This window comes from Streptomyces sp. NPDC001068 (genome assembly GCF_042897315.1).
Taxonomy (GTDB): Bacteria; Actinomycetota; Actinomycetes; order Streptomycetales; family Streptomycetaceae; genus Streptomyces.
In genome coordinates this window covers 26174-41248 of sequence record NZ_JBIAYD010000022.1, presented here as the reverse complement: position 1 = coordinate 41248, position 15075 = coordinate 26174, and the positions used below count along the sequence as shown (strand labels likewise).

At 69.0% G+C, this 15075-nt stretch carries 15 protein-coding genes and 1 pseudogene; 3 read left to right on the top strand and 13 right to left on the bottom strand.

The features are described 5' to 3' along the window. Positions 1-565: 565 nt before the first annotated feature. On the top strand, positions 566-2197 hold the full coding sequence (locus ACFY3I_RS40565) for a hypothetical protein (protein ID WP_390865969.1): 1632 nt from the start codon (positions 566-568) through the stop codon (positions 2195-2197). A gap of 660 nt (positions 2198-2857) precedes the next feature. Here ACFY3I_RS40565 and ACFY3I_RS40560 read toward each other — a convergent pair. The 7 genes and pseudogenes from ACFY3I_RS40560 to ACFY3I_RS40530 all read right to left on the bottom strand — a co-directional run bounded on the left by ACFY3I_RS40560 (position 2858) and on the right by ACFY3I_RS40530 (position 9300). After that, entirely contained in the window at positions 2858-5023 is a 2166-nt protein-coding gene (locus ACFY3I_RS40560) for a prolyl oligopeptidase family serine peptidase (protein WP_390865968.1), read from the bottom strand. Between the two features lie 346 nt (positions 5024-5369). Further along, positions 5370-5492 (bottom strand): hypothetical protein, encoded by a 123-nt coding sequence (locus ACFY3I_RS40555; protein ID WP_390865967.1) that lies wholly within the window; start codon positions 5490-5492, stop codon positions 5370-5372. Between the two features lie 185 nt (positions 5493-5677). Beyond that, positions 5678-6184 carry a hypothetical protein gene (locus ACFY3I_RS40550; RefSeq protein WP_390865966.1) on the bottom strand — a complete coding sequence of 169 codons (507 nt, stop codon included), beginning with the start codon at positions 6182-6184 and terminating at the stop codon, positions 5678-5680. Positions 6185-6320: 136 nt separating this feature from the next. Continuing rightward, a complete protein-coding gene (locus ACFY3I_RS40545; protein ID WP_390865965.1) occupies positions 6321-6791 on the bottom strand; it encodes a transposase family protein in 471 nt (156 codons plus the stop codon). A 130-nt stretch (positions 6792-6921) separates the two neighbouring features. Then, a pseudogene (locus tag ACFY3I_RS40540) lies at positions 6922-6972 on the bottom strand (hypothetical protein); the annotation flags it as partial. A gap of 236 nt (positions 6973-7208) precedes the next feature. After that, positions 7209-7547 carry a hypothetical protein gene (locus ACFY3I_RS40535; protein WP_390865964.1) on the bottom strand — a complete coding sequence of 113 codons (339 nt, stop codon included), beginning with the start codon at positions 7545-7547 and terminating at the stop codon, positions 7209-7211. 373 nt (positions 7548-7920) lie between these two features. After that, on the bottom strand, positions 7921-9300 hold the full coding sequence (locus ACFY3I_RS40530) for an FG-GAP and VCBS repeat-containing protein (RefSeq protein ID WP_390865963.1): 1380 nt from the start codon (positions 9298-9300) through the stop codon (positions 7921-7923). A gap of 166 nt (positions 9301-9466) precedes the next feature. Between ACFY3I_RS40530 and ACFY3I_RS40525 the strand changes: the two genes are divergently transcribed. After that, positions 9467-10174 (top strand): IS5 family transposase, encoded by a 708-nt coding sequence (locus ACFY3I_RS40525; RefSeq protein ID WP_390865962.1) that lies wholly within the window; start codon positions 9467-9469, stop codon positions 10172-10174. 605 nt (positions 10175-10779) lie between these two features. On the opposite strand, the gene ACFY3I_RS40520 is transcribed toward ACFY3I_RS40525, so the two are convergent. The 6 genes from ACFY3I_RS40520 to ACFY3I_RS40495 all read right to left on the bottom strand — a co-directional run bounded on the left by ACFY3I_RS40520 (position 10780) and on the right by ACFY3I_RS40495 (position 14213). Continuing rightward, on the bottom strand, positions 10780-11268 hold the full coding sequence (locus ACFY3I_RS40520; RefSeq protein WP_390865961.1) for a hypothetical protein: 489 nt from the start codon (positions 11266-11268) through the stop codon (positions 10780-10782). 125 nt (positions 11269-11393) lie between these two features. Next, a complete protein-coding gene (locus tag ACFY3I_RS40515) occupies positions 11394-11651 on the bottom strand; it encodes a hypothetical protein (RefSeq protein ID WP_390865960.1) in 258 nt (85 codons plus the stop codon). Positions 11652-11711: 60 nt separating this feature from the next. Beyond that, a complete protein-coding gene (locus ACFY3I_RS40510) occupies positions 11712-12005 on the bottom strand; it encodes a DUF1330 domain-containing protein (RefSeq protein ID WP_390865959.1) in 294 nt (97 codons plus the stop codon). A gap of 33 nt (positions 12006-12038) precedes the next feature. Next, positions 12039-13472 (bottom strand): MFS transporter, encoded by a 1434-nt coding sequence (locus ACFY3I_RS40505; protein WP_390865958.1) that lies wholly within the window; start codon positions 13470-13472, stop codon positions 12039-12041. After that, complete coding sequence (locus ACFY3I_RS40500; RefSeq protein WP_390865956.1) at positions 13469-13831, bottom strand: MarR family winged helix-turn-helix transcriptional regulator; 363 nt, start codon at positions 13829-13831, stop codon at positions 13469-13471. The genes ACFY3I_RS40505 and ACFY3I_RS40500 overlap by 4 nt, the downstream gene beginning before the upstream one ends. 127 nt (positions 13832-13958) lie before the next feature. After that, positions 13959-14213, bottom strand: coding sequence for a hypothetical protein (locus ACFY3I_RS40495; RefSeq protein ID WP_390865955.1), 255 nt, complete (start codon positions 14211-14213; stop codon positions 13959-13961). 513 nt (positions 14214-14726) lie between these two features. Here ACFY3I_RS40495 and ACFY3I_RS40490 point away from each other — a divergent pair. Further along, positions 14727-14915: a hypothetical protein gene (locus ACFY3I_RS40490; RefSeq protein ID WP_390865954.1), complete on the top strand. Its 189-nt coding sequence runs from the start codon at positions 14727-14729 to the stop codon at positions 14913-14915. Positions 14916-15075: the final 160 nt, after the last annotated feature.

The following is a 15075-nucleotide window of genomic DNA, read 5'->3' as shown; positions in this document are numbered from 1 at the left end:
TGGCGGATCGCACGACGGGCCGCCGGACGTCGGGCGAGGCGCGGCGCGGTGTAGGTGGCGACGACCAGTACGGCCACCACAGTGAACGCGGCGAGCGCAGGGTGGCGGCCTTGCGCAGGGCGGCGGCGAGGCCCTGATGCCCAGGTGCCGTATCCGGAGATCGGGTGCCGGTAAGAACTGCGTCACCAGCCGCAAACGGCATCGGCGAGCCTGGACTTGCCGATGCCGAGGCGGCCGGTGAACGTCCCCAAGACCGGTGACGGTGGCACCGCAGTGGCGGCAGGTGCCCTCGAAGGCCAGGGCGTGGTCGAGGGTGGGGCGGGGCTCCTGCTTCCAGGTGAGGGTGTGGCCGCGGTCGGCGACCTGGTTTCTCATGTGCTGCTTGATGAGGGTCCCCAGTGTCGCCGTGCCGACGGCCGTCCCGACGACCTGGGCCCCCCGCGAGAGCCTGCGGGGCACGTGCGATGATCGGCCACCTGTTCGTTGGCTTGTTCGTTGGCTTGTTCGTTGCCTTGCCCGTTGACCTGTACGTTTCCGAGTCTCGACGATTCCTCTGGAGCCCCCTGTGCGTCGGCCTCTCATCGCACCGCTCTCGCTCATCGCCGCCCTGGTGAGCATCCCGGCAGTCGGCCCCGCCTTCGCCGACACCGCCGAGACGGTGCTGCCCGTCGTCTCCTCGGTCGGAGGCGACCCTGACGACGCCGGCTACCTGGAGTTCCACGCGACGTCCGACACCGCGATCGACGCCGGCTCCATCACCGCGCAGCTCACCCTGCGCGTCTCGGGCGACCGGCCGGTGACGACCGTCACCGGGTTCACCCTCGTCTCCGGTACGGCGGAGGACGGCACATGGCGCAGCGCCGACCGGATGACCCTGGGCACCCACGGCGTCTACGACACCACCGTCGACCTCGCCGACGCGGACGGTGACCACCCCGACCACCTCGGCCAGGGTGTCGTCGCCTACGACGACCTGCCCGTCTTCACCGATTCCGCCCTGGACCGCACCACGGTGGACTTCGAGCACCAGACGGTGACCGCCACCGGGAAGGTGTCGACGTTCGACCCGGCCACCGGAGCCACCACCCCCGGCTGGACCGGGAGCGAGGTCTACCTCACCGGGACACGGTCGGCGGGATCGAGTCCCTACGAGATCGGGGCCGCCGTCCAGGCCGACGGCAGCTACCAGGTCACCGCCCCCGTGCGTAACTCCGTGTACGTGTACGCGGTGCAGCAGGACGACCAGACGGTCGGCACGGACCCCGTACAGGTGTCCAGGACGACCAGCCCGACCCGGATCGTCTTCGACAAGGCCGCCGGCACCGCCGTGTACGGCGGCTCCTACACGGTCAGCGGCACCGCGCAGTACCTGAGCCCGACGACGAACACCTGGACGCCGCTGACGGCCGCCGACCCGGACACCGAGGTGCTCCTGACCGGTCCGAACGGCATCCACGCCTACGAGCTCGGCGCCGGTGGCCGGTTCAGCCAGACGCTCGCCACGGTGACCGGTGACACCAGCTGGACGGCGGGCGTCGGAGGCTTCGCCTTCCTCCAAGGCGGCAACGCGCAGGCCACCCTGCACGCCCTCTCGCACTCCACCCTTGCCTGGTCCGACCACACCTTCACCGGCGCCGGGGCGGTCCGGGTCAAGGGCCGCCTCAGCGCCTCGGCGGGCCCGCTGCCCACCGGCCGCGCACAGCTCCAGCAGTCGGCGGACGGCCGTACCGGCTGGACGACGGTGGCGACGGTGACCCCCGACGCTACGGGCGCCTTCGACTCCTGGCAGACGCTGCACAAGCCCACCGGCTACCTGCGCCTGTACTACCCCGGCAACGGGGACGCCACCGCCACCACGACCGGCGTCGTGCATCTGACCCGTGCGGTCACCCGCATCACCGGCTTCAACGCCTCGCCGGAGCCGGTGCGCAAGGGCCGGACCCTGACCGTGACGGGGACCCTGCAGCGCCAGAACGGCTCCACGTGGACGGGCGTCTCCGGCCAGCACGTGACCATCCGCTTCCGCGTCGCCGGAGGCAAGACCAGCACCGGCATGGCGACCGTGACCACGGGCAAGGGCGGCAGGTTCACCCTCACCTTCACCGCGAAGCAGGACGGCACCTGGAACGCCGCGTACACGGCGACGAGTGCGTACCTGAACAGCACGTCCGCCGGCGACTACGTCGGCGTACGCTGACCGCTTCTCCCCTCCGGGTGCCATTGCAGGGCGAACCAGAGTTCCATGCGGGGCTGCCCGTGCAGGGTGAGCCGGGTCCGCAGGGTGTCGAGGAGGACCGCGGCACCCTGCGGACCGGCTCGGTCCAGGGGGCGAAGCGGGTGCGGGCGAGTTCGCGGGCGTTGGCCGGAGCGACGAGCGCGTGCAGGGTGAGCGGGTCGCCGTCGCCTCGGATCCCACGGTGCGGCAGGCGCTGGCCGGCCTGGAGCCCACGGCCTGCAGGAGGCGGGTCCATTCGGTGTTCCGCCGGACCAGCCAGGGCGGCAAGGGCAGGTGTGGTGCCTCGGCTCCGGCGTGAAGATCCAACGACTGCTGTACGACCAGTCCCCGAGCACTGTGCCGTCCCCGCTCTCGCGGAGATACGGGAATTCGCCCCCAGAGTCGCCTTCAAGGAACTGCAAACCGCCATCCTGGCGGTGGGCCACACGATCGAACTCGACAAGCACAACACGTCGAGTGTCATGGACTCCTACCGCGTATCCGCGTCCGCCGCCCGCATCCACGTCGTCGCTGACCCTGACCCGTACGGGTCAGGCGACACAGATCCAGACGGACATCAGAGGGGCGACATCTGGTCCGTCGACGTGTGGTGACCAGGTGGCGACCTCCCAGCAGCGCCTTTCAGGGTGCCGACCGCCTTGGTCCCGACTGCACCGTGGCGGGTCGGCCTGCCAGGTGCCGCTGGAGGAATTCCAGTTGGTGCCCCAGTAGCCGGGCGAACGTGTCGTTGGTCGGTGCGGTATGTGTCATTCCGCTCAGCGGTAGCACCTCGTGCGGCTTCCCAGCCGCCAGTAGAGCGCTGGAGAGCTGCAGCGTACTGGCCACGAACACGTTGTCGTCTGCCAGTCCGTGCATCAGCAGCAGCGGACGGCTGAGCCTCGGAGCGTCGGCGAGCAGCGAGGACGTCTCATAGTGCTCCGGGTGTTGGTTGGGCAGGCCGAGGAAGCGCTCTTTCCAGCAGGCGTCGTAGAGCCGCTGGTCGGTGAGCGGGGCGCCGGACACCGCGGCGTGGAAGACGTCGGGCCGGCGCAGCACCGCGGCGGCGGCCAGAATCCCGCCGAACGACCAGCCGCGGATGCCGACCCGGCCGAGGTCCAGCTCCGGGTGGCGCTCGGCCGTCGCGTGCAGCGCAGCGACCTGGTCGCCCAGGGTCGGGCCGATCAGGTCACCGAAGATCTCCTTCTCCCAGCGTGGTCCACGTCCGGGCGTGCCGGCGCCGTCCGTCACCAGCACCGCGAAGCCTTGTTCGGCGAACCACTGGGAGACGAGGGTGTGAGAGCTCTGCTCGGCCAGCACCTTCTGCATCGCGGGGCCGCCGTAGGGGTCGACCAGCACCGGCAGCGGGGCATCGCCGGTCCGGTGCCAGGACGGCAGGAAGAGGTGGGTGCGCAGTTCGCGCGGCCCGACGGCGGCGGACTCAATACGCAGTTGCAGCAGCGGTCGTTGGGCGTGCGACCTGATCTCGACGGGCGCGGGGCCATCCGGCTCCGGTCGGCCGTCCCCGGTCAGGCGGTGCACGGTGGTGTGCGAGCCCGGCAGATCCAGCGTGCGCGTGGTGTGTACAAACGTGCCGCCGCCAAATGCGCCGGAGTGCACGCCCGGCTGCTCGGTCAACCGGCGTATGCCCTGGCCCGGACGGTACCTCCAGACATGGCGTTCGGTGGGTTCTGCGGACGCGGTGAAAAGCACCGTCTCGCCGTCCACCGCGAGCACCTCGTGCAGTTGCAGGCCGTCCGGCGTGACCGGCGTACCGTCGATGCTCAGGTGTCGGGTCTCGTCCCGGTCGAGGTAGTCGACGAGCAGGCCGGTGTCTGTCCGCGCGGGCACTCCGGGCACCAGCAGCTCCACCCAGCACTCATCGCGCCGCTCGGCCAGGAGGCTGGTCGTACCGTCTGCCGGGTCGACGGCCAGTACCTGGAGTGTGCGCTGGTCGCGGCTGAGGACGGCGGCGAATGGACCGTGCTCGTCCCAGCCAGCCGCGGGGAGGTACTCGAAGCCGGCGCGATCCCAGTGGACCTCGGTGCGGTTGCCCGCCAGGTCCGCGATCCAGAGCGTGACGTCGGCGTTGGCGGTACCGACCTGCGGGTAGCGCATCGTGCGCGGCGGCTTGGCGGGATCGGCCGGATCGGTGATGTACCACAGCCCGACCTTCCGGTTGTCCACCCTGCTGGTCAGCAGCCGCTCCCCGTCTGGTGCCCACCAGTACGCCCGGTATCGGCCCATCGACTCGCTCGCCACATGCTCCGGCAGGCCGAAGAAGACGTCCGGACCTTCCTCCGGCTCGGGTGCGGCCACCGCTCGGTCGCCGCTGCCGTCGGCGCCGATCACCCGGAGCGCGCCGCCGGAGACGTAGGCGATGTACCGGCCGTCCGGGGACGGGCGCGGGTCCACCACCGGCTGCCGAGCGTGCAGTTGCCGCACGGCGCCGGAGCCCGTATCCACCACCCACAGCTGCCCAGAGAGGGCGAACGCGGCCACCCGGGCGGCCGTGTCGGTGGCGTAGTCGGTGATCCCGGCGGCTTGCTGCCGGGCGCGCTCGCGCCGGATGCGCTCCTCTTCCGGCACCTCATCGGCCGCGTCGCCGAGCAGCCCGGCAGGGTCAGCCAGCAGGCGCTCCGCGCCGGTTGCCAGGTCGATCCTCCACAGGCACCTGGCCGGATCGTCTCCGGCCCGGCTCCGCAGGAACAGGACACGGGCACCGTCCGGTGCCACGGTGAATCGGGCGGGTGCGCCGAGGGTGAAGCGGCGGGTGCGGGCGAGCTGTTGCAGAAGTGGGGAAGTCATCATGCCCGGCACTGTGTCATTCGTTCGGTACAGCAGCATGGGAATATCGAGATTGTTTGAAATGCTCGGCTTCGTCCGAGAGAGCGATACCAGGAGCCGTGCGTGGGAGCGTGGGAAACAGGCCCGTGCGACAGCGATCTCGTTGCTGACCTCGTCGACCGACTTGAGGGGCTGACGCCTCAGAAGGTCATCTGAGTGCTCGAGCGGGCACTTCAGCGAGTCACGGACTCCGGTGCGCGCGTGGATGTCGGCGACGGCGCCGAAGCAGTAGCCTCCGCGGCTCTCGTTGCCAGCACAATCCCGGATAGTTCGTCCACATTCCCGTCCGCAAGAATTAAAACTGCGGCCGTCACCTTTCTTCTTTAATTTCATGAAGCACGCTGACCTCAGCCTCTTTCATCAGAGAGGAAGCCAAACTCACTTCTGCCCCGTACTGCTCTTCGAGCCCAGCGGCAATGCGGCTTGTGATCACCGCGCATCTTCTCCACAACTCGACGACGAGCCAACTATTTTTCATTCAACGACACTGAGCCTGTTCCAACCTCAAGCCCTGCAAGGTTGAGGCGGTCGGGCTGCGCGGAGCTGGATTTCCGGGCATCGGGTTTGCTGCCGAGTGGGTTCGGGGGCCCACCCGCTGCGTGCGGCCGCACGCGGACGTCAGGCCGGATCGATCTCACGGTGGGGCAGCATCGTCGGGACGTCCGCGTCCAGCGCCTGCTGGAGTACCTGGTGCGCGATGTGGTCGAAGACGCCGGTGCTGAGCGTGCCGGGGTGGAAGCCGACGCGGACGTCGTCGGCGAGGAACTCGCCCATCGACTCGTGCATGAGCATCAGGAAGTGCCGCTTGGGTTGCCAGCGCACTTCCGGGAAACGCACTCGGTTCTGCTGCTCCAGACGTTGCGCCCAGTCCGAGCCGAGTACCTCGTAGACCCCGTAGGCCAGGCCGCGGGCCAGCGGATGGCCCTCCTGAGCCTCGTCGTTCGGGTAGCCGAAGACGCTCTGCGTGCACGCGACGAAGGTGACGTCAAGGACGCCGCTGCCGTCCCGGTCGGGCACAAGTACATGACAGCCGTGTTCATCCATCAGGAGTAGGCCGCCCCCGATGGTCACCATCCCGTGCCCGAGGTCAATCTCGACCGCGCGCGGGCCGTCTTCCTGCAGCATGCACGCCTCCATAGCAATCACAGCTGGCTCAGACGCAAGTATCGACCCGGACGATCACGCTGCGATCACTGAGGCACTTCTTGTCTCGGGCTGCGGTGTTGAGCTGGAGAGAAGGTTCAGTGAGGCGTTGCCGGCCTCAGTTCGATGTTGTGAGGTGGAGGGTCAGAACGGCTTTGACCAGGTCGGTGATGCGGGTGGTGCTGGAGGGGAGTCTGCGTAGGAGCCGCCAGGACTTCAGGGTGGCCATGGCCTGCCCGCCGAGTGCGCGCGGATCTTGGCGTGGGAGACGTTGACGGCGCGCTGGCCTTCGGAGGGCTTCTCCCACCTGCCGCGGCATGGGAACGCGGATCGCGCCGCCGACGCCCTGGTACCCCATGTCGGCCCAGCAGTTGACGTCGGCATCGGTCAGCGTGTCGATGATGTCGTGAGTGCGGGCCGCCCTGATGTCGTGGACGGCGCCGGACAGGGCTGGCGAGGCCCACAGCAGGCGGCCGAACGGGTCGGCGATAACCTGCACGTTCATACCGTGGCGCCGGTGTTTGCCCGAGGAGTGGGGCCGGTCGGCGGCGCTCCGGTCTATCGGCAACAGCGTCCCGACGAAAGTCACGAACGCCTTGCCTACCGCGGTACGGGCGGCCGTCGCAAGGTCTGGGGCAAGGGAGGCCCGGAGGCCCGGAGGCCCGGAGGTCCACGGCCTCGGCGATGGAGCGGTAGGCGGTGGCAAGCCCGATGCCGAAGCCGGCTGCGAGCTGCGCGTAGGTGTGCCCGCAGCGCAGGTGGGCCAGCACCAGGAGCGCCTGCCGGTCAGCCGTGAGGCGACGCCAGCGCGTTCCGCGCTCCCGACGCCGGGCGGACCGGTTGCTGTTGGTCGACAACCCATCTACCGGGAGTTTCACCCCTTCCCAGACGCCACCCCACGCCAACCGGCCAGCCAGCCAAGTAGAAAGAGGCTCAGAGTTCCGGCCTGAGGCGGCCCCGGGGCCCGGTTATGCGTGGCCCCAGTCAACGCTAGGTCGACTGAGTATCAAGAGTCGGCCCTTGAGTCACGCACCCATCCCTCGCGTGGCCGTAGCTTCGCCAGGATCTGCTGGGCTTCGTTGCGGACCCCGGCGTCGGGGTCCGTCGCCAGCTCTCGGTATTGCTTGATCAGCCAGTCCGCGCCTTGGGTCGTCTCCCATTCGGGGTTGCAGTCCAGGGCAGCACCGAGGTGGTCCACGGCGTCATGGGTGCCCGCCTGGCTGTAGGCGAGCAGGACTTGGCGCAGGCCGATGGTGTCCCTGCGCTCCAGCAACGCCTCGGCCGTCTCCTGGATAACCCAGGTGTCCTGGGCGTCCAGGAGAAGACGCTGGAGGACGTCCGCCATTTCCACGATCTTGTCCGAACCCGCGAGCCGCCGCCCAGCCGCTCCGCGAACGGACCAGACCGGCGACACGGCATTCTGGATCACGGTGATCAGTTCTTGATCGTCGAGGGGAGCCATACATCCCAGCCTGCCAGGAACCCCTGCAATCTCCGGATGATTTTCAACGGCCCGCCGCCGGGCCGACTGAGAGCCGCCCCGTTAGTGATCTTGCTCTGCGATGATCTCGGCCATGCCGGGCCTGATCACGGCGTCCGAGCCGTCCTGGACAGCCACGTTCACCGGTTTACCCCCACGCCTTCGCGAAGTTGCCCGGGCCGGGGCCGGCCGTGGAAGCCGCCGTTGGCGGGAAGTGCTGCTTTCCGGTGCGCCAGGGTTACTGAGGGAACCCCGCCGCGACGCTGATCTCCTTGGCGCCGGTCGTCGTGATGCCGGATCTGCTGCCGGGCAGCAGGACGCTCGGGCTGTAGTAGTTGCTCGACACGAGCAGGTCTTGATCGCCGTCACGGTCGATGTCACGCAGGCGGACGAGGGATCCGAAGGTGTCGTACTTGGTCGGACTACCTGGCACCGCGGTCGTCGCGCGGGTGAACCACTGGGAGTTCGTACCGGTCAATCCGGACTTCCCGCCGCGCAGGACATGGACACCGCCTGCGCTCGTCTGCGTGCCGACCTTCTCTCCGGGGACGCCGACCGCCAGGTCCGGGTAGCCGTCGGCATTGGTGTCACCGGCGGCGAGGCTCGAGCCGAAGCAGTCATTGCTCGTGGTACCCGTTGCGACGCCCGGGCTGGACTGCGTCAGGCGGTACGTCGTCGTCGGAGCGGTGCTGCCGCCGCGCCAGACGACGACCGAGCCCGCGTTCTTGCCGTAACGGACGTCGCTGACGGCAAGGTCTCCGTAGCCGTCCTTGTTGAAGTCGGCGACGACGCCGGTCGGGCTGTAGTCGGGCTGCGAGCCGTCGAGGACAGTGACCTTGCCCGGTTTGATCGTGGAGCCGCCTCGCAGGAACCACGCGTCCTGGGTCATCTTGCCCTTGTGGTAGCCCTGACCGAGGAGGAAGAGATCGGTGGCACTGTCCTTGGTGACTTTCCCGGCGACCAGGCCGGCGGGTTCGAGTACATCGGTCACGGAGGGGCTCGGCGTGTGCTTCGTGACCGCGCCCGTGGTACCGGACTTGGTGAAGCCGCCGCGGTAGACATAGACGCTGTCGATGCCATCGGCGACGGCCAGGTCGGCCCTGCCGTCGCCGTTGAAGTCTCCGGTCTCTATCTGTTTGCCGAAGCCCTGACGGGAACGTGCGGTGGCCTTGAGCCGGACGGCGTCGGTACCGGAGAGGCCCGACGCCCTGCCCCACAGGATCGTGACCGCGCCGGCTCCGACCTTGGAGCCGACCTTTTCCGAGTAGTCGGAGACAGCCAGGTCGGCGTATCCGTCGCGGTTGAGGTCGGCGACGGCGAGGTCCTCGCCAAACGCGTCGCCATAGCCGCCCGCGTCACCGGCTGTCCCCGGAATACCCGCGCTGGATTGGGTGAAGGTCTTGGTGGTGCCGAGACCGACGGCGGTCCCGTACGTCACGACGACCCCGCCGTTGAGGTCGCCGACGGCGTAGTCGCGGTACCCGTCACCGTTGAAGTCGTCGGCGTACTTCGCCGGCGTGGTGACCGCGCTCACGGTGCTCACGGACAAGGTGAGCAGTCCGCCGGTGACGGACATGACCACAACCGTGGCGAGCACTTGGCGAAGGTTGCTGCGCATGAACATGCGTCTCCTGGGATACGCGGGTTTCCAGAGGTGACCCGCGATGGTTCTGTGACTATCGGCGGGAAGACTCATGGCGTTCGGTGATGGTTGTACTCGGGTGGACACCCTTCCCGGGCGGGCCGCACGATCGTGACCTGCGGGCCATTGATCGACGAAGGTCATGTCGCGTCGATCGGCATCATCCGTCCAGCACCGACACCGACGAACGGCAACCTCGGGCTGCAACTGGAACCATCTCCCGCCAGGTTCGGGCTGTCAGGGGGACCGCTTTCCGGCGGTTCACCGAATGGGCCGAGACCAGGGTGTGAGCCAGGCTCCACCGCCTGGTCCTGTACGAACCCGGAGCCCGGGGCGAGCTGGACTGGTCGCGGCACGCGTACGACTTCGTCAGTGTCCGCGCCCTCAAAGGAGGCCGCTGACAGGACCGAGTCCGACCGACCACGGCACGAAGGGGTCGAAAATCCACCTCCTCGTGGACCGCCAGGGTCTGCCTCTGTCGGTCGGCATCTCCGCCGCCAACCTCCACGACAGCCAGGCCCTGATCCCGCTGGTCCGCGGCATCGCGCCCATCCGCTCTCGTTGCGGCCCACGACGCCGGCGGCCGGGCAAGCTGCATGGCGACAAGGGCTACGACTACCGCTTCCTGCGGTGTTGGCTCGCTGCCCGCGGCATCCGGCACCGTCTCGCCCGAAAGGGTGTCGACTCATCACGACGCCTGGGCCGGCACCGCTGGGTTGTGGAGCGGACCGTGTCCTGGCTCTCCGGCTGCCGACGCCCACACCGCCGCTACGAACGCAAGCCGGAACACTTCCCCGCCTTCACCGCCGTCGCCGCGACCCTCATATGCCACCCCAGACTCACCCAGTGAAATAGCGTCTGACCAGCGGCCAGTTCCTCGCCCAACTCCGAAGGATCGGGTCTGCCCTCCGGGTCCGGCCGGCGCGCGGCCATCCTCGACATCTGAACCACGATGCCCGCGGGCGTCCTCGAACGGCCCCTCGGCAACAGCCCTGCCGCTGCCGACCGATGGGCATCCCAAGCCGTCAGAAGTGCCTACGCGGCCGATGTCGCCCGCCGATCAGACGGCTCAGACCTACCACGCAGCACCCCGTCTGCCGTGGGCTGCCATCATGCTCGAATGGCCCGGACAGATTGCTCTTCCTCGCCCCTGACGACGAGACGGCCGCCTCGACGCGCCGGCGTGACCCAGCGAGGATTTCAAGTCCTTGACCTGCCACCTTGTCGAGCCGGACAGCGCGGTCGCCGAGTGGGACATGTACTTCGAGGTGCCTTCGGCCGAGGCCCCGCCGTTTGAACAGATCTATACGTGGCGGTCGCGGCCTGAGTGGGTCACCGCCCCGCCCCCGCCCCCCTTGAACGATGGCGTAGAGGTGCTCGCTCTGCCGAAGCGGCTGCCCCGAGCGCTCGGCAAAGCGAGTTCCGCCGAAATTGAAGAGCCCGCAGGCTGCTGAATTACGCGGCTCCGGTCTGAGGACGGCGACGATATGACCGACGATGACCTCCTTGCGGTCCTGCCGGGCGTTGCCCGCCTCGCAGCAACTGCGGCAAATACAGGTGGCGGCCTCTACAGCTGAAGCTTCTGACCGTCCGCCCGCGAGGGCCGCTCGTTCTTGACGCCGCTGCACGCAAGGAGCTCGGTCCCGGTGGCGTCGAAGTACAGGTTGAAGAACCAAGACCGGTACGCAGCAGCTCGTCCGGATGCCGCGCCCGGAGAATCTCGACGGTCTCGTCAAGGCCGACGGTCGTCAGGCCGATCTTCAACGACCACCTCAGCCTTCTCGCGGCGATGCCGAAGACCATCCAGTGCGGGACCTGTCCGTCGTAGAGGATGACCTCGCCACCGGCGGAGATGGCGTCGCGCGCTGCCTCACAGGCACTGGTCTGGCCTTGGAGCATCGTCGTGATGTCCAGCTGACTTGGGTTTTCGTCCTCGGTGGCCATGCGGCGACTGTATGGGGCGAACACGGGCGTTGCTACGGGATTCGGCGTGGCCCGCGCGGCACCGATTGGCCGTGGGGAGCCGTCAAGACCGCGCACCCGGCGGAGGATGTCCGTCGCCGACGCTGCTACTTCGCGCTGATGGCCACGGCCTGTGTGCGGCACCGCTCCAGCCCTGCGGTCACCTCTTCGTGGTCCGGCCGGGCCTGGCCGGCCAGGAGTTCGCCAGCCGCGGTCATGGCTGCCCAGAAGTCGGGGGGTGAGCCGCGCCCGTCCCGGAACCGGGTTCTGGCGAAGTAGAGGAAGATCTTCGTGAGCTCCCCGGTGCGGAACCACGCGAGCGGGCCGCCGGGACAGCCTCCGCGGGCACCGGCAGCGGTTCCCACGGAAGCGGGCCCATACACCCAGAAGCCTGCTGCTTCAGTGAAGTTCCGGCTGGTCCTCGGTCAGTCGATACCTTCGACGATGCGGAAGTCGCGCTCGACGCCGTCGGATAGGGCGTCCAGCGCCTCCTGGTAGGCCGTGCTCTCGTGCGCCGCGACGGCCTGTTCGAAGGTGTCGAACTCGATCAGGACGGTGCGCTCGGCGATTCCGGCGTCGTGCGCCACGACCCGGCCACCACGGACGAGGACCCGGCCGCCCCCGGCCTTGACGGCCGGACCGGCCAGCTCGTTGTAGGCAGCCAGCTTCTCCGGGTCCGAAATGGTGCGGTAGACGCTGACCCAGTAGCCCTTGGGCATGGAACCTCCAGTGTCGGGATGAGTGCGTCTGACTTACGGGGTGGTCTCGGACGAGCGTCGGCGGGCGAGAGCGAGGCTTGTCACTGTCGTGATTGCCATGGCTCCGATGCCGACCAGCGCTGCGGTGGTGTAGGCGCTGTCGTCGGGGAAGAGGTGGCCGGGGTCGGTGCCCGCGGCGAGGATCAGGCCGCCGATGGCGCTGCCCAGGGAGTACCCGACGCTGCGGACGACGTAGTTGAAGCTCATGGCGCCGGACGTCTCGCTCTTGGGGGTGACGGCCAGGATGACGCCGGGCATCGCGGCCGAGAAGCTGCCGACGCCGAAGCCGAGCACGCCCATCGCCGTGAACAGTTCGGCCAGGTTCGAGCGGGCCGCCGCGAACAGGGCGAACCCGCCGCCGACCACGACGGCGCTGCCGGCCAGGAGCAGGGGGTCGGCGATCCGCGTCCGGACCCGCGGCGTGAGCTTGCCGGCGACGAACCCCAGTGCCGAGAACGGGATGAGGACCAGCCCCGCGACGAAGGTGGTCAGCCCGAAACCGTAGCCGGCGCCGTGCGGCGTCTGCGCGTACCGGGTGATGAGCGTGAGCAGGAGGTACATGCCGATCCCGCCGACGAACATGGCGAGGTTCGCCCCGGCGACCGCCGGGTGTCGTACCGCCCGCACATCGATCAGGGGCGTCGTGCTGCGCAGCTCGAGGACGACCCAGACGCAGAGCAGTACCACCGCGACGACGGCGAGACCCACCGCCCCGGCGAGGTGCCGGCTCCACAGGTTTCGTTCGCCGGCGAGGAACAGCACCAGGAGCAGCGCGGCGGCCAGGACGACCGCGCCCGCGACGTCCACGTGGGCAGAGCGGCCTTCGGGGGCTTCGGGTATGGAGCGCCACGCGGTCAGGAGGGCGGCGGCGGTGACGACCAGGCCGAGGCCGTAGGCGGCCTGTACCCCGCCGACCTCGGCGAGCAGTGCGGCCAGCGGGTAGCCGACGCCGGCCCCGATGATCGAGACCACCGAGATCAAGGCGATCACGGCCGCGCTGCGCTCCTCGGGGAGGTGGTCCCTGGCCACGCCCATCATCAGTGCCGTCAGCCCGAGCCCGACGCCCTGGGCCGCCCTGCCGGCCAACAGCCACGCGAACGGCAGCGGCAGCACGGTGAGCGCGCTGCCGGCGACGACGACCGCCAGCGTGGTGAGGATCGTGGCCCGCCGGTGCGGGCCTGCTCCGAGCCGGCCGAGGACCGGTGTCGCGACGGCACCGCTGAGCAGCGCGACGGTCAGCGTCCACTGTGCGCTGCCGAGCGAGACGTGGTACGAGGTCGCCACGCTGGTGATGAGGGGCGTCCCGAGGCTGGCGACCGCCGCCACGACCAGGGCGATGAACATCAGGGCGGGAACCAGCAGCCGCGTCTCGAAAAGCGCCGCCGAAAAGGCCTTCACCTCGGCCCCGTCGACCGGCTGCCCCGTCATTGCTTCGGCCTTTCGCGGTCCTGGCTCTCGAGCTCTGCCAGATGCTTCAGCGCCGGGAGGGCGGCCACCAGTGCCTCGACCTCGCCGTCGGTGAGCTTGTCGATCAACCGCTCGAACGCGTGGACGCCCGCCTGACGCCGGGTCCGGACGTAGGAGGCTCCGGCCTCGGTCAGGCACACCAGCGTGACCCGCTTGTCGCCCGCGTCGCCCCGCCGCTCGACCAGGCCGGACTCCTCCATCACCCGTACCAGGGCGGTCATCGCGGGCTGGGTGACGCCCTCGACCGCGGCCAGATCGGTGATGCGCCGCGGGCCGGTCCGGTCCAGGGTGGCCAGGGTGGCGGCGGACGTCAGGCTCATGTCCCGGGGCAGCCGTCTAGTGGCCCTGGTGGCCAGGCCGTAGAGGGCTGCCCCGATGGCGGCGGACGCGCCAGGAGCGGTGTCTTGACGACTCATGCCCGAAGCATAGCAGTTTTATATTCATAGTTTATGTAAATGCCCGACCGGGGCGGACGGCACGCCTCTTGAGCGGGCCGGCCTGCCGGAACCGGGTCAATGCCAGGCCCGGCAACCGGGCGTCTCGGTCGCCCTCGGGAGGCCGGTCGCTGACGTCGGACAGCACGGCGTGGTGGAAGCCGGGGGTTTCCAACTCCAGGCCGTGGGCGTGCTTGAAGTCGATGCGCCAGCACACCGCCCCGGCGGCCTGGCGGTGCGGCAGGTTCAGCCCGTACGACAGCCGCATACGGCAGCCAGCTGCGCGGGCGTGAGTCTGGGGCGGTCGTCGCACGGATTCCAGACGGTGAGGTCCTCGTCGCTGAGCAGGCCGTCGAGCGGGGCGCGGATCCACATCGCAGTGGTGCCGTGGGAGTTGCCGAGCCGGATGCCCCTCCGCCACACCTGACCACGGCATAAGGCCGGAATCCGGCCCATGAAACTCGTGACGCTCACCGCCACCGAGCCGGCCACCGCGCTAGGCCCCATCGACGGCATGGTCGGTGATGCCAGCGGCCTGACTGACGCCGACTGCCACGAACACGGTCGGATTCCGGCGCGATCCAGCGGTCGGCGTCGAGCTACTTCCCCGGCGGAGTCCAGGGTCCGTAAGCACTGTGATCGATCCGGTGACACCGCCGGAGCGTCGTCCTCACTCCCCCGACCGGTCGTGATCCCTCGCACCGAAGAAGTTCACGGACAAAGCCGTTCCATCGATCTCCAGTGTTGCGTTACTGTGCGCCGACACGAGGGGGAGGCCACGATGGGGGACTACACCGTACACGCCCACAGGGCCCAGGAGTTGATCGCTGGGCTGAAGGTGGATGAGCAACTGAATCGTCGCGTCCGCGGCCTGCTCAACGAGCACATAATCGCAATAGCGCAGGTCGAAGCGATACTGGCGCTCGCTGCCGCAATGAACGCTGGAAACGAGGCCGCCGACAAGACGTGACCCGAGGCGCGCGAGACGCGCAGCGCCGAATGCGCCGGGCGGGCCCGTGCTGACGCCGGTGTCGTGCATCTCCTGACAGCCCACGCCGACACGGCCTGACCCGCACGTCCTCTGAAGAGGCGGGCATCAACTCTGACCTGCCCCGCTGGCAACCTGTCAG

Excerpts from the sequence above, each read along its gene's own strand:
- ACFY3I_RS40535 (WP_390865964.1), bottom strand. The coding sequence starts at position 7,547 with ATGGCGGACGTCCTCCAGCGTCTTCTCCTGGACGCCCAGGACACCTGG.
- ACFY3I_RS40560 (WP_390865968.1), bottom strand. The coding sequence starts at position 5,023 with ATGATGACTTCCCCACTTCTGCAACAGCTCGCCCGCACCCGCCGCTTC.
- ACFY3I_RS40525 (WP_390865962.1), top strand. The coding sequence starts at position 9,467 with ATGTCGCGTCGATCGGCATCATCCGTCCAGCACCGACACCGACGAACG.
- ACFY3I_RS40500 (WP_390865956.1), bottom strand. The coding sequence starts at position 13,831 with ATGAGCCTGACGTCCGCCGCCACCCTGGCCACCCTGGACCGGACCGGC.
- ACFY3I_RS40530 (WP_390865963.1), bottom strand. The coding sequence starts at position 9,300 with ATGCGCAGCAACCTTCGCCAAGTGCTCGCCACGGTTGTGGTCATGTCC.
- ACFY3I_RS40510 (WP_390865959.1), bottom strand. The coding sequence starts at position 12,005 with ATGCCCAAGGGCTACTGGGTCAGCGTCTACCGCACCATTTCGGACCCG.
- ACFY3I_RS40495 (WP_390865955.1), bottom strand. The coding sequence starts at position 14,213 with ATGCGGCTGTCGTACGGGCTGAACCTGCCGCACCGCCAGGCCGCCGGG.
- ACFY3I_RS40520 (WP_390865961.1), bottom strand. The coding sequence starts at position 11,268 with ATGGCCACCGAGGACGAAAACCCAAGTCAGCTGGACATCACGACGATG.
- ACFY3I_RS40505 (WP_390865958.1), bottom strand. The coding sequence starts at position 13,472 with ATGACGGGGCAGCCGGTCGACGGGGCCGAGGTGAAGGCCTTTTCGGCG.
- ACFY3I_RS40490 (WP_390865954.1), top strand. The coding sequence starts at position 14,727 with ATGGGGGACTACACCGTACACGCCCACAGGGCCCAGGAGTTGATCGCT.
- ACFY3I_RS40550 (WP_390865966.1), bottom strand. The coding sequence starts at position 6,184 with ATGCTGCAGGAAGACGGCCCGCGCGCGGTCGAGATTGACCTCGGGCAC.